Source organism: Rhodococcus sp. EPR-147, assembly GCF_001647185.1.
Lineage (GTDB): Bacteria > Actinomycetota > Actinomycetes > Mycobacteriales > Mycobacteriaceae > Rhodococcoides.
Genome location: NZ_LVCU01000160.1, coordinates 1 through 16,887 on the forward strand (window position 1 = coordinate 1; position 16,887 = coordinate 16,887).

Here is a 16,887-nt window from a genome sequence, read left to right on the forward strand (position 1 = left end):
CGCGTTCAACAATGCCGGCTTCGCGTTGTTCAGCGACAACATGATCGGGTTCGCCACCGATCCGTGGATCTGCATCCCACTGTTGATCGCGGTCGTTTTGGGCGGCATCGGATTTCCGGTTCTCTTCGAGATCGCCCGTCGAGTTCGGTCCCGAGCCAGGGGCGGTCGATCGCCCCACCGCTGGTCGCTGCACACACGACTGACGCTGACCGTCACCGGAGTTCTGTTGGTACTCGGACCGACAGTGGTGATGCTCTTCGAGTGGTCCAGAACGCTGGGAGGATTCGGCTTCTGGGACAAGATGCTCGTCGCGACGTTCCAGGGAATCATGCCCCGAACCGCAGGGTTCAACAGTGTCGATTACGCGGATGTCGACAACGCGACCCTGCTGGTCACCGACGTCCTGATGTTCATCGGTGGTGGCAGCGGCGGAACCGCAGGCGGCATCAAGGTCACCACGTTCGCACTGCTGCTGTTCGTCATCCTGGCCGAGATCCGAGGTGATCGCGAGGTGACGGTGTTCGATCGTCGGATCGACGCGCGCGTGCAACGTCAGGCGTTGACCGTGGCACTGATCGGCGTCGCGTTGGTCATGCTCCCGGTCGTCGCGTTGCTGGCGGGCACGGACTTCGACCTCGACGTCCTGCTGTTCGAGGTCGTTTCGGCCTTCGCCACCGTCGGTCTGTCGACCGGTATCACCGCACAGTTGCCCGGGTGGGGACAGATGATCCTGATCGTGCTGATGTACCTGGGCCGCATCGGTTCCATCACTCTGGTCAGCGCCCTCGCCGCCCGCGACCGCGGTCGGCGCTACACGCTCCCCACGGAAAGGCCGTTCATTGGCTAGGAAACCGTCCTCCGACGTCGTCGTCGTCCTCGGCCTCGGCCGCTTCGGCAAGTCGCTGGCGCTGGAATTGATGGGCCAGGGCGTCGAGGTCCTCGGCATCGACACCGACGAGGCTGTGGTGCAACGTGTCTCGGACCGGCTCACGCATGCGGCCGTGGCCGACACCACCGACGAGGAGTCGTTGCGCCAACTGTCGGTTCACGAGTACGACCGCGCAGTGGTGGGCATCGGATCCGATCTCGAGGCAAGTCTGTTGACCGCGTCCGCGCTGATCAACCTGTCGGTGTCCAACATCTGGGCCAAGGCGATCAGCAACGCGCACGCCAAGATTCTCACCCAGATCGGCGTGCACCATGTGGTGCGGCCCGAGCACGACATGGGCAAGCGCGTCGCCCACCTGGTGCGCGGTCGGATGATGGACTACATCGAATTCGACGACGGTTTCGCCATGATCAAGACCTCTCCGCCCGCCTCCATCATCGGAAAGAAGCTGGGGGAAAGCGGGATACGCACCAAACACCGTGTCACCGTCGTCGCGGTCAAGCGTCAGGGCGAAGGATTCACCTACGCCACGGCCGACACGGTGATCGGTGCAGGCGATACCGTCATCGTCTCCGGTCAGGTTCGAGACGCCGAACGTTTCAGTGAGTCGACCTGAGCGATTCCAGCGTCTCGCGTGCTCCCCGCTCCTGCAGAGACGACAGTTGTTTCGTGTATTCGGCCACGAACCGCTCGTTGTCGATCAGATCCCCGAACACTGCGCGGTTGGCGATGAACGCCGTGGGGTTCTCGCGCTGACTCTGCGCGATCGGCACCAGTGAATCCTTGAGTTGGTCGACGATCTCGATGGGCTCGCCGGACTCGTCCACGGCCTCGGCGTAGCGAGCCCAACTGGCCACCACCGCGGTGGAGCGGGTGATCTGACCGCCGGTCTCGAGGTTCTTGCGGATGACGGGCAAGAGCCACTTGGGAATTCGGTCCGAGGACTCGGCGCACAGGCGAGCGACGGTATCGCGGATCTCGGGGTTGGAGAACCGCTCGATCAACGTCTTCTTGTAGTCGGTCAGATCGATGCCGGGGACCGGCTGCAGCGTCGGGGTTGCCTCCTCGTCCATGTAGGCGAGCAGAAAATCGGCGAACAGCGAATCCTGGCACACCTCGTGGACGAGTCGATAGCCACTGAGGTAGCCGAAGTACGCGAGCGCCTGGTGGCTGGCATTGAGCAACCGCAGCTTCATCAGCTCGTAGGGGGTGACGTCCTCGACCACCTGCACGCCCACCTCTTCCAGCGGTGGACGGCCGAGGGTGAAGTTGTCCTCGAGCACCCACTGCGTGAACGGCTCGCCCGCAACGGGCCACTGATCGTCGATGGCGTACCGCAGCGAAAGTTGCTCGGTCACCTCCGGTGTCGTGACCGGCGTGATGCGATCGACCATCGAATTGGGGAACGCGCCTTCGGCTTGGATCCAGTCGGCCAACGCCGGATCCTTCAGGCGCGCGAACGTGGTGAACGTCGACTGCGCCATGTGTCCGTTGCCCTCGATGTTGTCGCAGGACATGATGGTGAACGGTGCCATGCCGCGGTCCTTGCGCCGAGCCAACGCTTCGATGACGAGCCCGAATGTCGTTGCAGGAACAGCGCCGTCGGCGAGGTCGGCGACGATGGCCGGATTGTCGGCGTCGAACTCGCCCGTCGTCGCGGAGAAGTTGTAGCCACCCTCGGTGATGGTGAGCGAGACGATCTTCGTCGTGTCTGCTGCCATCTTCTCGATCACGGCCTCGGCGTCGTCCGGTGCGAAGAGATACTCGACTATGGAACCGATGACGCGGGTGTCCCACGTACCGTCGGAATGCTTGAGCGCCAACGTGTACAGGCAGTCCTGTGCCTGCATGACGTCGTTCATTCGCCGGTCGCCGGGCAGTACGCCTACGCCGCAGATTCCCCAGTCCAGCGCCTGCCCCTGCTGCAACAGACGGTCGACGTACATCGCCTGGTGGGCGCGATGGAAGCCGCCGACACCGAAATGCACGATGCCGACCGTCACCTCGGATCGGTCGTACGTCGGAACCGCGACGTCCTCGATGAAGTCGGCGAGGTTCTGCGAGTTCAACTTCATGCGTCGTTCTCCTTCGAAAGTCCTGGAATCACTACGGCTTTGATGCTTCCGGGTTGCCTGTCCGCGTTCAATGCATCCTCGACGCCATCGAGCCCGAATCGCGCCGTCACCATCGCGTCGAGATCCACCATGCCCGACGCCACCAGCGCGCGTGCGATCGGCCATGTGTTGGCGTAGCGAAAGACGCCGGTGAGCAGCAATTCTCGGTTCTGGATCAGCGAGATCGGCAGCGGATAATCTGATCCACCCATGCCGACGAGGACGACCGTGCCTGCGGGCCGGACCGCGTGGATGCCGTCGATCACGGCTCGGGCCGCACCGGACGCGTCGATGAACGCATCGACCGTCAGGGAGCGCACGTCCTCGACGGCGGGGTCGAGCACGCGAGTCGCGCCGAACCTCTGCGCGTTGGCCCGGCGGGAAGCGTCGATGTCGGTGACGACCACCTCGGTGGCACCGAATGCGCGAGCGACCTGCGCGGTGACGAGCCCGACGGGCCCCGCTCCCGCGATGAGCACGCTCGAGCCCGCGGAGATCCGTGCTTTCTGGGCCGACGCGATGCCCACCGACAGCGGCTCGAAGAGCGCAGCAGCCTCGTCGGAGATGTCGTCGGGGACGTCGTGGGCGAAGGTCGATTGAATCAACACGTACTCCGCGAGCGCCCCGTCGATGGGCGGCGTCGCGAAGAACTCCATGGCCGGGCACAGGTTGTAGCGGCCTGCTCGGGACTGGGCGCTGGTGGGATCGGGGCGCTGCGGCTCGATGGACACGCGTTGCCCGACGCGGGCGTCGGAGACGTCGTTGCCCACGGCCACGATGACGCCCGCGGCCTCGTGTCCGAGGACCAGGGGGCCGTCGACCACGTACTCGCCGATGCGCCCCTCCCGGTAGTAGTGCGCGTCGGAACCGCACACCCCGACCGCCGTGACCTGTACGAGGACCTGATCGGGCGCGGGGGTGGGGACGGGCCGTTCTTCGAGTCGTATCTCCTGTGCTGCGGTGAGGACGCTGGCCTGCATGGACTGTGGCACGGGTCGCCCGCCGTCGGGGGGTGTTGTGTAGATCACACCTTAATGTTAGCTTAGTGAGCAGATGAACACGAGCTGAGCATCTGCTCATAACTTGGGAGGCGAAATGGATGGATCGTCATCCGGTCCAGCGGGGTCGAAGTCTCCGCGGTCCGGAGAGGATCTGCGCCTGGCTCTGCGCGCCGCAACCATGTACCACCTCGAAGGCGCGACGCAGGCCGAGATCGCCGTGAAGCTCGGTGTCTCACGCCCCACGGCAGGGCGGTTGGTTGCACGCGCTCGCACCCAGGGACTGGTGACCATCGAGATCAACGTTCCCGACGACCTGCAGGGCACCGTGCACGCCGACATCGAGCGTGAACTCGAAGCGCAGTTCGGGCTGACCGAGGTGCTCGTCGTCTCGGACTTCATCGACGGCACGGACGCCGGCTACGGTTCCCTCGGCCGGGCAGTGGCGACGCTGCTCTCTCGTCGGCTCCAGGACAAGGATGTGCTGGGCTTCACCTGGGGACCCGAGACGGTGGCGGTCGCCAGCTCGCTCAAGACCAGGTCCACCAAATGTGCTGCGGTGGTGCAACTCGACGGTTCCATCACCGCGGCCGACTACCAGACCGGCGTCGAGTACACACTCGGACGGTGCGCTGCGTACCTGCAGGCGACACCCATCAGGCTCAATGCGCCGCTGTACGCCGATCAGGCGACTGTCGTTGCGTTGGAGCAGGACTCCGTGATCTCTCGCGCACTCAAAGCCGGGACCGATGCCGATGTGATGATGTACGGCATCGGTCCCGTTTCCACGTCCACCACATTGTTCGAGGGCAGCTTCATCGACCTCGAGGTGCTCGACGAACTGCGCCGACTCGGTGCGGTCGGTGAGATCGGCGGACGGTTCTACGACGCCGACGGCAAGGACACCGGAGGATCACTCCCCGGCCGAACCGTGTCGGTGGGGCTCGACGCCATCAGGGCCTGCGATCGGGCGGTGCTCGTCACGGGCGGAAAACGAAAACACGAAGCGCTGCTCGGTGCACTGCGCGGTGGACTGGCATCGATCTTGGTCACCGACATCGAAAGTGCGCGTTGGCTTGTGGATCGATCCACATCAGCGTCGAATGGAAAGGTATCTCAGTGAAAGTTCTACCGAAGGTGGTTGTCGCGACCTCGCTCGCGACGACCTTGGTGGTGTCCGGATGTGCCGGTGCCGGCTCGTTCGGTGGTGATGGTGACGGTACGACGGTCACCGTCGCGATCGTCTCGAATTCGCAGATGTCCGATGCCATTTCGCTTGCTCCGGAGTTCGAGGCGGAGAACCCGGGTATCAACCTGAAGTTCGTGTCGCTCTCGGAGAACGAGGCCCGAGCCAAGATCACGGCCTCGGTCGCGACCGGCGGCGGTGAGTTCGACGTGGTGATGATCAGCAACTTCGAGACCCCGCAGTGGGCCGAGAACGGTTGGCTGACCAATCTTTCCGAGTACGCCGACGCCACGCCGGGCTACGACGAGGACGACTTCATTCCCACGCTGAAGGAGTCGCTGTCGTACGAGGGCAGCATGTACTCGGTGCCGTTCTACGGTGAATCGTCGTTCCTGATGTACCGCAAGGATCTGATGGACCAGGCCGGTATCGACATGCCTGCCGAGCCCACCTGGCAGCAGGTGGCCGACGCCGCAGCCGCTCTCGACAGCCCGGGCCTGTCCGGAATCTGCCTGCGCGGCAAGCCCGGCTGGGGTGAGGTGCTCGCACCGCTCAACACTGTCGTCAACGCGTTCGGCGGCCGCTGGTACGACGAGAACTGGAACGCCCAGCTGAACAGTCCCGAGGTACGCGAAGCCGTGCAGTTCTACGTCGACACCGTGCGCGAGCACGGTCAGGCCGGCGCGGCGACCAGTGGGTTCAGTGAGTGCGGAACGCAACTCTCCCAGGGCAACACCGCCATGTGGTACGACGCCACCTCGGCCGTCTCGGTCCTCGAGGACCCATCGTCGAGCAACGTCGTCGGGCAGATCGGTTACGCCAAGGCCCCGTCGGCGGCCAAGGGCGACAACGGTTGGCTGTACTCCTGGGCACTGGGCATCCCCAAGACCAGCGAGGCACCCGACGAGGCATGGAAGTTCGTCTCGTGGATGACCAGCAAGGAATACCTGAACAAGGTCGGTAACGAACTCGGTTGGGAGCGTGTGCCTCCCGGAAGTCGACTCTCGACCTACGAGATTCCCGAGTACGCGGAGGCGTCGGCGGCCTACGGTCAGCTGACCCTCGACTCCATCGACAGTGCCGACCCGAACGACCCCACCGTGGATCCGGTTCCGTACACCGGAGTCCAGTTCCTGACCATTCCGGAGTTCCAGGACCTCGGTACCCGGGTCAGCCAACAGATCAGTGCCGCGATCGCCGGACAGATCAGCGTCGACGACGCGCTCGACCAAGCGCAGCAATACGCCGAAGTGGTCGGCAGGACGTACCAGGAGGACCAGGGATGACCACCACCGAAGAACGGACGGCTCCGGCCGAACCGGAGAAGTTCGTACCGAGACCGAGAACGATCTCCAAGGCAGAGGGGTGGCGTCGACGCGGGCCACTGTTGCCGGCGTTGGTGTTCGCCATCATCGTCACCCAGATCCCGTTCCTGTTCACGCTGTACTACTCGACGCAGTCCTGGAACCTCGTTCGTCCGGGTTCGCGTGAGTTCAACGGTCTGAACAACTACATCGACGTGTTCCGCGACAGTCAGTTCCGCGAGGTCGCGATGAACACCGTGATCATGATCGTCGGAACCGTGATCATCTCGCTGGTGCTGGGTCTGGCCCTCGCTCTGCTGCTCGATCGAAAGTTCATCGGACGCAGCCTGATTCGCACGCTGCTGATCACCCCGTTTCTCGTCACCCCGGTCGCCGGTGCGCTGATCTGGAAGACGACGATGTTCGATCCCGTCTTCGGCCTGATCAACTTCGCGCTGAGTCCGTTCGGAGTCGGTGAGATCGACTGGGTGTCGCGGTTTCCGCTGGCCGCGGTCATGACGAACCTCGTGTGGCAGTGGACGCCGTTCATGATGCTGCTGATCCTCGCCGGCCTGCAGTCCATGCCGAAGGACATCGCCGAGGCTGCGCGTGTCGACGGGGCAGGCCCGTTCAAACTCTTCCGTGAGTTGACGTTGCCGCACCTGCGTCGCTTCATCGAACTCGGCACCGTCCTCGGTGCGATCTATCTGGTCAACACCTTCGATGCCGTCTACATGATGACCTCCGGTGGACCGGGAGTCGCGTCGGCGAACCTGCCGTTCTACATCTACCAGCGTGCCTTCCTCGGCTTCGACATCGGTCAGGCCGCGGCCATGGGTGTCGTCACCGTGGTGGCAACCATCGTTCTCAGCACTCTGGCGCTGAGACTGATCTTCAAGAGCTTCAGCGCAAACGAGGAGGCGGCGTGATGAGCACGGCAACCACGAGCAAGAAGAAGGCCGTCGCGCAGACCTCCGACGGGCAGGAGATCCGGAAGAAGAGCAAGTGGGGCCCGGGCACGATCTGGTCGTTCGTTGCCTGGGTGGCCGGTATCGCTTTCTTCTTCCCGGTTCTCTGGATGGTGATCACCGGCTTCAAGCAGGAGGCCGACGCCTACTCCAACCCGCCGAAGCTGATCTTCACCCCCACCCTCGATCAGTATCGAGGTGTCCTCGAGAGCGGCATCGGCACCACCCTGCTGAACTCGGCGTTCGCGACCATCGTCTCGACGATTCTCGTTCTGCTGCTGGGTGTTCCGGCAGCATTCGCGCTGTCGCTGCGGCCGGTGAAGAAAACCCAGGACGTGCTGTTCTTCTTCATCTCCACCAAGATGCTGCCCGTCGTGGCCGTCATCGTTCCGCTGTACGTCATCGTCGGTGACATCGGCATGCTCGACAACATCTGGGCACTGGTGATTCTCTACACCGCGATGAATCTGCCTATCGCCGTGTGGATGATGCGCTCGTTCTTCATGGAGGTGCCGTCGGAGCTGCTCGAGGCCGCCAGCATGGACGGTGCGTCGCTGTGGACCTCGGTCCGCGAGGTGATCCTGCCGCTCGTCTCTCCCGGTATCGCAGCGACGTCGTTGATCTGCGTGATCTTCTCGTGGAACGAGTTCTTCTTCGCCGTCAACCTCACTGCCGTTCAGGCCCAGACGATTCCGGTGTACCTCGTCGGATTCATCACCGGCCAGGGCCTGTACTGGGCCCAGCTTTCCGCCGCTGCGACGTTCGCAGCACTCCCCGTCGTCCTTGCCGGATGGTTCGCGCAGAACAAGCTCGTGCGCGGTCTGTCCTTCGGCGCCATCAAATAGGAGAAAGTCTCATGGCTGCAATCACGTACAAGAAGGCATCCTGCGTCTACGAAGGTGCCGATTCGCTCGCCGTCGATTCCCTCGACCTCGACATAAAGGACGGCGAGTTCGTCGTCCTGGTCGGACCGTCCGGCTCCGGCAAGTCCACCGCACTTCGGATGCTCGCCGGTCTGGAGGAGATCGACGGTGGCGCAATCGAAATCGGCGGCAAGAACATGGTGGGCGTCCCGTCCAAGGACCGCGACATCGCCATGGTCTTCCAGAACTACGCGCTCTACCCCAACAAGACCGTCGGCGAGAACATGGGCTTCGCACTCAAGATGCGCGGAGTGAGCCTCGAGAAGCGTCAGGCACGCGTGGCCGAAGCGGCCCGTCTGCTCGATCTCACCGCGTACCTCGATCGCAAGCCCGGCAAGCTCTCGGGTGGCCAGCGTCAGCGAGTTGCCATGGGCCGCGCCATCGTTCGTGAGCCACAGGTCTTCTGCATGGACGAGCCACTGTCCAATCTCGACGCGAAACTGCGAGTGCAGACGCGTACGCAGATCGCGGCATTGCAGCGCCGGCTCGGCACCACGACGGTCTACGTCACCCACGATCAGGTCGAGGCCATGACGATGGGCGATCGAGTCGCCGTCCTGCGCGGTGGCAAACTGCAGCAGTTCGCCTCTCCCACAGACCTGTACGACCATCCCGTCAACGCGTTCGTCGCAGGATTCATCGGCTCCCCGGCGATGAACCTGATGACGGTACCCATCGGCTCGGGCGGCGTGCAGATCGGTAAGTTCCTGCTCCCGCTCGAGCGCGACGAGCTGACCAAGCTCGCGAGCCTGGGGATCGACGAGGTCACCATCGGAATGCGGCCCGAGAACATCGGCATCGTCCACGGCGGCGGCGAGGGTTTCGAGGGCAAGGTCGATCTCATCGAGGAGCTCGGCAGCGAGTCGTACGTGTACGCGCACCTCGACGACCCGAAGGTGAAGGGACTCGACGGCGGACCCGTGTCGCTCGTCGCCCGCTCGGCAGTGCGTGCCCCGGCGAGGATCGGCGAGAGCATCGGACTGAAGCGCCTCGACGGTGCGATTCACCTCTTCCACCCGGAAACAGGTGAGCGCATCTAGCGCGGCTGGTACGGCGCTTTCCGAGAGAGGATCAGCGCCGTCAGAAGGGCGGCACCCCAGAGCAGGAAGATGCCGTCGAAGAACAGGTGGCCGTATTTGACGCTTCGGTTCTCGTCCGAGGCGATCAATCCGATCACCGCTCCGACGAACGATGCTCCGCCCCAGAGAATCAGCAGCACCGAGCCGGGCCAGGATATGCCGAGGACGATTGCCGGCAGCCTGGTCCGGTTCTGTGCTGCCAGGCGCGGCCGGTTCATGTAGGCGAGGGCGGGAAGAATTGCCGCTGCAAGTTTGACCAGCGTGAGCACCAGCAATGCCGTTCGCGCTGTCTGCGGTTCGGTCTCGACCCACTCCGTGGCGAATGATCCGACGGTGTTCAACATCCATCGGCCACCTGCGGCCCAGTAGCCGGAAAACGCGGCGTGAACTATCCCCAGTGCACCCGCGATCGCGAAGTATCCGATGGCCACGGTGACCGAGGCTAGCCGAGTTTTCACCCCCGTTCAGGGGTAGCGAGGGATTGTTCATCTCCCCTACCGTGGCGGTGATGAGCATCACAGGGTACGGAGGAAGCATGGCCGAATCGGCACATACGGCATTCAGGAACGCTCGCGACCTGCTGCTCGACTCCTACGGCGAGTACGACCGCGCCGTAGAGACTTTCGAGTGGCCGTCGTTCGGAGAGACGTTCAACTGGGCCATCGATTGGTTCGACGCGATCGCCCGTGGCAACGACGGCACTGCGTTGTGGATCGTCGAAGAGGACGGCAGCGAGGCCAAGTACAGCTTCGACGACATCGCGCGTCGTTCCGACCAGGTTGCCAGGTGGCTCGAGCAACAGGGCATCGGCCGCGGCGACTCGGTGATCCTGATGCTCGGAAATCAGGTGGAACTGTGGGAAGCGATGCTCGCGGTGATGAAACTGGGCGCGGTGTTGATGCCGACCACCACTGCCATCGGGCCCGCAGACCTGACCGACCGTGTGGTGCGCGGCAATGCGCGCGCAGTGATCGTGAACCCCTCGGACACCGGCAAATTCGACGACGTACCCGGGGACTACCTGCGCATCGCCACCTCCGCTCGAAATGGTTGGGTCGACTATGCCGAGGCTCGTTCTGTCGAGGCCGTACCGTTCGAGTCCGTGACGGCTCCCACCGACCGTCTTCTCATGTACTTCACCTCCGGCACCACCAGCAAGCCCAAGCTCGTCGAACACACTCAGATCTCCTATCCCGTCGGGCATCTGAGCACGATGTACTTCCTCGGTTTGCGGCCTGGCGACGTGCACCTGAACATCAGCTCTCCCGGGTGGGCCAAGCACGCGTGGAGTTGCTTCTTCGCGCCGTGGATCGCCGAGGCGACGATCTTCATCTACAACTACGGCAAATTCGAAGCGAAAGCGTTGCTCGAGCAGATCCGCCGGGCCGAGGTGACGACGTTCTGTGCTCCACCGACGGTGTGGCGCATGCTGATTCAAGCCGACCTCGCCGGTGGCGGTGGTTCGCTACGCGAGACCATCGGAGCAGGAGAGCCACTCAACCCCGAGGTGATCTCGCGGGTGCAGCAGGAGTGGGGCCTGAACATCCGCGACGGGTTCGGCCAGACGGAAACCACTGCGCTGGTTGCCAATACACCCGGCGCGGTACTCAAGTCCGGCTCGATGGGGAGGCCGCTGCCGGGCGTACCGGTGGTGATCGTCGACCCCACCACCGGCGAACTCGCCGACGAAGGTGAGATCTGCCTCGACCTGGCGCAGCAGCCGTTCAACCTGATGACCGGATACCTCGGCGACCCCGAACGCAACGCCGCTGTCATGGCCGACGGTTACTACCACACGGGCGACGTTGCATCGAGGGACTCCGAGGGCTACATCACCTACGTCGGCCGCACCGACGACGTGTTCAAGGCCTCGGACTACAAGATCTCCCCGTTCGAGCTCGAAAGCGTGCTCATCGAACACCCCGCCGTTGCCGAGGCCGCGGTGGTGCCCGCCCCCGACGAGACGCGACTGGCCGTCCCCAAGGCGTATGTGGCATTGGCGTCGGGCTGGGAACCCAACGAGGACACAGCGTTCGAGATCCTCAAGTACGCCCGCGAGCACCTTGCGCCGTTCCTGCGTGTGCGCCGAATCGAGTTCTTCGAGCTACCGAAAACCATCTCCGGCAAGATCCGCCGAGTGGAACTGCGCGCCCGCGAGGACGCGGCCGTCGGACCGCTGGAGACCGAGTGGCGTGACGACCAGTTCCCTGCACTGAAGAGGTGATGTGACACCGAGGTCACTCGTCCCAGAACCGTTCGAGGATCCCGAGCACTTCCGGGGTGGCGGCCATCGTCGTCGCGTGGTCGAATCCGCGGATGACATGCAATTCGGAGTTCGGTACCAGCGCTGCGGCAGCTCGGGTGTCGTCGAGCCTGGTGCCGTCCTGACTGCCGACGTAGAACAGCGACGGCTGGGTGAACTGCTGCAACGCGTCGTCGGGTAGGCCGGGATCGGCGTCGGACGCCCGAATGTACGCGGCCATGGCCTGGGCGTCGTTGGCGGAGAACACCGCTCGGGTGCCGTTGTCGATCGGGAACATGCGGTGGTTGTTCCATGCCTCGAGGAACCCGTCCATGCCGCCCTGCTCCAACACGTCTGCGCATCCGGGGAAGAACAGGCGATCGAACGCGCCGGCCTGAGCGCCGTGACTACCGCCGCCGACGGCCAGTGATCGCACTCGCTCGGGAGTCGCTGCCGTCAGCGCCAACCCGGCCCGAGCCCCGAACGAATACCCCAGATAGTCGACGGTCTCCGCGCCCACGGCGTCGAGCACCGCCGTCAGATCGCCGACGATCGTGCTCATCGCATACGCGTCGGGAGTGCGGGGTTTCTCGCTGCGGCCGTGCCCGCGACTGTCGATCAGAATCAACTGCCGAGCCCCGCGCAGCGCCTTCACGTAGCCGAACGTCCGCCAGATCGTGTGCGTCAGAAAACTGCCGTGCACCATCAACAACGGAGGCCCGGACCCCACCGCCGTGTACGCGATCCGTGTCCCATCGTCTGCATTCGAGGCGTACTCCACCCCGCAATCCTCGCCCCAGAAGTCCACTCAATGTGACATTGACCCCCAAACTGCGCCTGTGGGTCGTTTCGCAGGCTCCACTCCCGCGTCCACTGGATGTCACATTGACTCCCCACCGGCGGGCGCTTGTTCGGCGGACTCGGGAGTCTCGGCGGTCGGGGTGAGGTCGACGGTGCGGGTGGGTCCGATGGCGTCGAGGAACGGTCGATCGTGGCTGGCGATGATCAGTGCACCCTCGAATGTGTCGAGCGCGTCGATGAGGTGTTGTCGGCTGGTGATGTCGAGGTTGTTGGTCGGCTCGTCGAGTATCAGGAGCTTTGGAGCAGGCTCGGCCAGCAGTATTCGGGCCAGTGCGGCCCGCAGTCGTTCGCCGCCGGAGAGGGTGGCGACGACGGCGTCGGCGTCGGATCCGCGGAACAGGAAGCGGGCGAGTTGGCCGCGGATCTGTTCGGCCGTGGCCTGCGGAGCGACGTCGGCAACGTTCTCGGCGACGGTGCGGGATTCGTCGAAGATGTCGAGTCGCTGCGGCAGATACTTCCACGGCACCTCTGCCCCGGTGGCGTCCAGGGCCCGCAGCAGCGTGGTCTTGCCGCTGCCGTTCGGTCCGATCAGCGCAATGCGCTCAGGGCCCACGATGTGCACGGCCTCGTGCGTCAGAACCACCTGCCCGGGATGGACTTTCGTCGCCGGGAGGTCGACGCGTATCTCGCGGTCGTCGCGCAGGAGATCCTCGGCGGCCGACAGGGACGATCGGGCGTCGTCGACGCGGTCGCTGTGGGTTCCGTGGAGTTTGCCTGCCGATTCCTGGGCGGCCCGCTTGCGTCGGCCCGCAAGGATCGGCGGCACGCGCTTCTGTTCTTCCATCTTCTTGCCGAAGCGCAGACGTCGGTCGAGTTTGATTCGGGTGTCGATCAATTCGCGTTCCTGCTTGCGGACATCGTTCTTCGCATCGCGGATCGTCGCCCGTGCCGCCTGCTGTTCCGCGTCGATCACCTCTCGGTAGTGCTGGTAGTTGCCGCCGAACATGCGCAGCCGGGACACTCCGCTACGCTCTGCTCGCACCTCGGCGATGGTGTCCACGCGTTCGAGCAACTCGAGGTCGTGAGTGCACACGATCAGCACACCCGGGTAGCTGTCGACTGCCGTGTACAACCGTTCTCGCGCAACGTGATCGAGATTGTTGGTCGGCTCGTCCAGTAGCAGTACCTCGGGCTGGGTGAGCAATTGCGCGGTGAGTGCCAGCAGCGTCGTCTCACCGCCCGACAGGGTGCCGACGCGGCGATCGAGGTCGCCCACAGAGCCGACGATGCTGCCGAGGCCGAGCTTGTTCAGCAGGGCCAGAGCGCGCTCCTCGACGTCCCACGCCGATCCGACGACTGCGAAGTCGTCCTCGGTGGAGGAGCCGGATTCTATGCGATGCAATGCTTTTCGCACCGAATCGATGGCCAGCACCCGATCCACGGGCAGATCGGGGTCCAGTGCGACGTCCTGGCGCAGATGGCCCAGCACGCCGGGAATCGAGATGGAACCGCGCTGCGGCGTCAACTCCCCGGCGAGCAATCTCAGCAGGGTCGACTTGCCGGCACCGTTGGAACCGATGAGACCTGTTGTGCCGCTGGGGAAAATGGCCGACATGGCGTCGAACACGGGGTCGCCGTCCGGCCAGGCGAACGTCAGATTCGAGACAGAGAGGGAGGATGAATGAGGCATGGTTGCTCCAAAGGTGTGCATGCGGACGATCTGCAGGCGTCTAGAACCTTTGGAAGAGCAATGGCCTCTCCGAATCTGTGGGCAACAAGGCGAAGGCCACGCTAGCCCCGAACCCGATGGCCACGCAAGCGAATTACACCGACGGGCCCTTCTTGCGTAGTTCGTCGACCGTCGTCATGGCGCCACGCAATTCGTCGAGCCACTCCTGGGTGTGCTCGCCGACGAGCTTCACGGCCCAGGCCAGAGCGTCGGCCCGGGAGCGGGCGACGCCGGCGTCGACGAGAGTGTCCAGCACGCGACGCTCGGGCTGACGCAGGCGTGTCATGACCGGGACGGCGAGGTGGGTGAACAGGACCACCTCGGACCCGGTCCGAACTCCCCACGCGACCTTGCGGCCGTAGCGCTTCTCTGCCTCGTCGGCGATCTGCATGCGGTCGCCCCGGGTGGTTTCGCGGAATCGCGCGATGCGGCCCTCGGTGGCTGCGGATGAACTGTCCTGCTCCACGGGCAGTGTTCCGACGACGACGATTTCCTCTCGGTCGACCTCGACCGAGGCGGCACCGTCGAACCAGGTGTCCGGGAGGCGGCCACCGAACCAATCGGCTGCATCGGTGGCATCCGGAATGTCTGCGTGCTGCCAGCCGCCGGGGCGACCGAACGAGCGTCCGTTGGGTTTCATGGGGACTCCTCGATGGATGTTGTAAGACTGATTACATAATTACACCTCATTTCAAGATCGTGCCACCGGTGTTTCGCGGATGCACTGGGGCATGATCGACCCCGTGCGCACTTCGAGAAGACCGACGACTCTGGCCGCGATCGTGTCCGTGCTGGCATTGGTGCTCGCCGCTTGCGGGCAGAGTGGGCCGGATCAGCCGCAGACTGTCGCCGAGCAGTTCGCGGAGGCGGTGAACAGCTCGAACATCGATCAGGCGGCCGCGTTGACCACCGACCCGGCCGGCGCGACGGCGGCGCTCACCGAGCTGTACGACGGGTTGTCGGCCGGCGGAACGGTGACGGCCACTCCCGATTTCGAGGCCGTCGACGCCAACGAGGATGCGGGCACGTTCACGTTGAATGCCGGCTGGCGCTTCTCGACGACCCCCGACGGCACCGCCGAACCCGACGGCGAGCCGAAGGAGTGGAACTACACCACCTCTGCGACAGCGGCCGAGACCGAGCAGGGCTGGAAGATCACCTGGGATCCGGCGATGTTGGTGCCGGGCCTGACCGCCGACTCGTCGGTGCGTTTCACTCCCACCGATGCGCTCGTCGCACCGCGCATCTTCGACGGCAACGGCGTCGAGCTGATGTCGCAGCAGGTGGTGACCCTCGTCAACGCCGATGCGACGGCCGATCCGGCAGCGGTCGCGAATCTCGTCGGCTCCGTCGTTCCGGGTGTCACGGCCGAATCGGTGGCAGCGACTGTTGCCGGCGCGCAAGGTAACTCAACGACGGTCGTCACCCTTCGTCAGTCCGATATCGACCCCATCGGTGCTCAGCTCGCGACCGTCCCCGGGGTCACCCTGGCTCCACAGACGCGGCTGCTCGCCACCGACCGGAACCTCGTTTCGCCGGTCCTCAACGACCTGACGACGCTGTGGGAGCAGGAGCAGGCCGCCAATCGTGGATGGGCTGTGCAGGCCGTTGCCGCGGACGGCTCCATCACCCCGCTTGCCGGCCGCGACGCCGCAACGGGAGACGACATCGCGACCACCCTGGATTCGGCACTGCAGCTCAAAGCCGAGAATGCTCTCGCGTCGCTGCCGCAGCAGGCGGCCATCGTTGCACTTCGGCCGTCGACGGGTGCGGTTCTCGCCGTGGCGCAGAACGCCGCCGCGGACGCCGAGGGTCCGATCGCCCTCACCGGTCTGTACCCGCCGGGGTCGACGTTCAAGACGGTGACCACCTCGGCTGCACTGCAGTCCGGTGCAGTCACCCCCGATACCGTGCTGCCGTGCCCGGCGACCGAGAACATCGAGGGTCGGCAGATCCCGAACGACGACAACTTCGATCTCGGCAACGTGCCGCTGCACACCGCTTTCGCCAGGTCCTGCAACACGACGATGGGCCGCCTGGGCGTGGCACTCCCACCGAACGGACTGACCGACGCGGCCGCGCAGTACGGCCTCGGCGTCGACTACGTAACCCCCGGTCTGACGACCGTCACCGGGTCGGTGCCGTCCGCCGACACCCCGGCGCAGCGGGTCGAATCCGCCATCGGTCAGGGGCAGGTGACCGCGTCGCCGTTCGGAATGGCGCTGGTCGCGTCGTCGATCGCGAACAACGGATTGCTCCCACCGACGGTGGTCCCCAGTGAGCCGGGAGTGGGAAACATGCAGCCGGCAGCGGTGAACCCCCAGGTCACCGAGCAGATCAAAGCCATGATGCGCGAGACGATCACCGGCGGAACGGCCACAGCGCTGAACGACATCCCAGGGTTGCTCGGCAAGACCGGCACCGCCGAATTCGGTGCGAACAACGAAGGAGCGCACGGCTGGTTCGTCGGTATCTCCGGCGATCTCGCGTTCGCGGTGTTCGTCAACGACGCAGGCAGTTCGACCCCGGCCATCGAAGCTGCGGGTCGTTTTCTGCGCTAGTCCAGGTCCGGAACCGACCGGGGCGTATCCCAATCGTGACCGGCTCGTATGAATCCCGTGCTTGTTACTCATGTGACTACAGTGAATATTGTG

General features: G+C 64.5%; 15 protein-coding genes. 9 read left to right on the top strand and 6 right to left on the bottom strand.

Annotation, left to right across the window (positions count from 1 at the left end; genetic code table 11):
* Window positions 1-847 (top strand): potassium transporter TrkG (locus A2J02_RS07955; protein ID WP_331712137.1); only part of this gene is annotated, 847 nt, incomplete at its 5' end.
* Complete coding sequence (locus A2J02_RS07960) at window positions 840-1,505, top strand: potassium channel family protein (protein WP_082898696.1); 666 nt, start codon at window positions 840-842, stop codon at window positions 1,503-1,505. The genes A2J02_RS07955 and A2J02_RS07960, both read left to right, overlap by 8 nt.
* Here A2J02_RS07960 and A2J02_RS07965 read toward each other — a convergent pair.
* Both A2J02_RS07965 and A2J02_RS07970 read right to left on the bottom strand, forming a co-directional pair.
* Window positions 1,489-2,964, bottom strand: coding sequence for a mannitol dehydrogenase family protein (locus tag A2J02_RS07965; RefSeq protein ID WP_068048993.1), 1,476 nt, complete (start codon window positions 2,962-2,964; stop codon window positions 1,489-1,491). The genes A2J02_RS07960 and A2J02_RS07965 overlap by 17 nt on opposite strands.
* Window positions 2,961-3,983 (bottom strand): NAD(P)-dependent alcohol dehydrogenase, encoded by a 1,023-nt coding sequence (locus tag A2J02_RS07970; RefSeq protein ID WP_068048995.1) that lies wholly within the window; start codon window positions 3,981-3,983, stop codon window positions 2,961-2,963. Before A2J02_RS07970 ends, A2J02_RS07965 begins: the two co-directional genes overlap by 4 nt.
* A 115-nt stretch (window positions 3,984-4,098) precedes the next feature.
* Here A2J02_RS07970 and A2J02_RS07975 point away from each other — a divergent pair, with 115 nt between their 5' ends.
* Genes A2J02_RS07975 through A2J02_RS07995 form a run of 5 tightly spaced genes read left to right on the top strand, consistent with a single transcriptional unit; the run spans window position 4,099 to window position 9,422 of the window.
* Window positions 4,099-5,124 (top strand): sugar-binding transcriptional regulator, encoded by a 1,026-nt coding sequence (locus tag A2J02_RS07975; protein WP_068048998.1) that lies wholly within the window; start codon window positions 4,099-4,101, stop codon window positions 5,122-5,124.
* The gene (locus A2J02_RS07980; protein WP_442971460.1) at window positions 5,121-6,473 is read left to right on the top strand and encodes an ABC transporter substrate-binding protein; all 1,353 of its coding nucleotides are present in this window, start codon (window positions 5,121-5,123) and stop codon (window positions 6,471-6,473) included. The genes A2J02_RS07975 and A2J02_RS07980 overlap by 4 nt, the downstream gene beginning before the upstream one ends.
* A complete protein-coding gene (locus A2J02_RS07985) occupies window positions 6,470-7,420 on the top strand; it encodes a carbohydrate ABC transporter permease (RefSeq protein WP_068049001.1) in 951 nt (316 codons plus the stop codon). The genes A2J02_RS07980 and A2J02_RS07985 overlap by 4 nt, the downstream gene beginning before the upstream one ends.
* The gene (locus A2J02_RS07990) at window positions 7,420-8,304 is read left to right on the top strand and encodes a carbohydrate ABC transporter permease (protein ID WP_068049004.1); all 885 of its coding nucleotides are present in this window, start codon (window positions 7,420-7,422) and stop codon (window positions 8,302-8,304) included. Before A2J02_RS07985 ends, A2J02_RS07990 begins: the two co-directional genes overlap by 1 nt.
* Window positions 8,305-8,315: 11 nt before the next feature.
* Complete coding sequence (locus A2J02_RS07995; RefSeq protein ID WP_068049007.1) at window positions 8,316-9,422, top strand: ABC transporter ATP-binding protein; 1,107 nt, start codon at window positions 8,316-8,318, stop codon at window positions 9,420-9,422.
* On the opposite strand, the gene A2J02_RS08000 is transcribed toward A2J02_RS07995, so the two are convergent.
* Entirely contained in the window at window positions 9,419-9,892 is a 474-nt protein-coding gene (locus A2J02_RS08000) for a DUF3995 domain-containing protein (protein WP_082898697.1), read from the bottom strand. The genes A2J02_RS07995 and A2J02_RS08000 overlap by 4 nt on opposite strands.
* 77 nt (window positions 9,893-9,969) lie before the next feature.
* Between A2J02_RS08000 and A2J02_RS08005 the strand changes: the two genes are divergently transcribed.
* On the top strand, window positions 9,970-11,685 hold the full coding sequence (locus A2J02_RS08005; protein WP_442971461.1) for an AMP-binding protein: 1,716 nt from the start codon (window positions 9,970-9,972) through the stop codon (window positions 11,683-11,685).
* 13 nt (window positions 11,686-11,698) lie between these two features.
* Here A2J02_RS08005 and A2J02_RS08010 read toward each other — a convergent pair whose 3' ends face one another.
* The 3 genes from A2J02_RS08010 to A2J02_RS08020 form a co-directional block, all read right to left on the bottom strand.
* Window positions 11,699-12,511 (bottom strand): alpha/beta fold hydrolase, encoded by an 813-nt coding sequence (locus A2J02_RS08010; protein WP_442971462.1) that lies wholly within the window; start codon window positions 12,509-12,511, stop codon window positions 11,699-11,701.
* Window positions 12,512-12,583: 72 nt separating this feature from the next.
* Window positions 12,584-14,194 carry an ABC-F family ATP-binding cassette domain-containing protein gene (locus A2J02_RS08015; RefSeq protein WP_068049013.1) on the bottom strand — a complete coding sequence of 537 codons (1,611 nt, stop codon included), beginning with the start codon at window positions 14,192-14,194 and terminating at the stop codon, window positions 12,584-12,586.
* Window positions 14,195-14,327: 133 nt separating this feature from the next.
* Window positions 14,328-14,873, bottom strand: coding sequence for a hypothetical protein (locus tag A2J02_RS08020; protein WP_068049016.1), 546 nt, complete (start codon window positions 14,871-14,873; stop codon window positions 14,328-14,330).
* Between the two features lie 91 nt (window positions 14,874-14,964).
* Here A2J02_RS08020 and A2J02_RS08025 point away from each other — a divergent pair, with 91 nt between their 5' ends.
* On the top strand, window positions 14,965-16,794 hold the full coding sequence (locus tag A2J02_RS08025; protein ID WP_068049081.1) for a penicillin-binding transpeptidase domain-containing protein: 1,830 nt from the start codon (window positions 14,965-14,967) through the stop codon (window positions 16,792-16,794).
* Window positions 16,795-16,887: the final 93 nt, after the last annotated feature.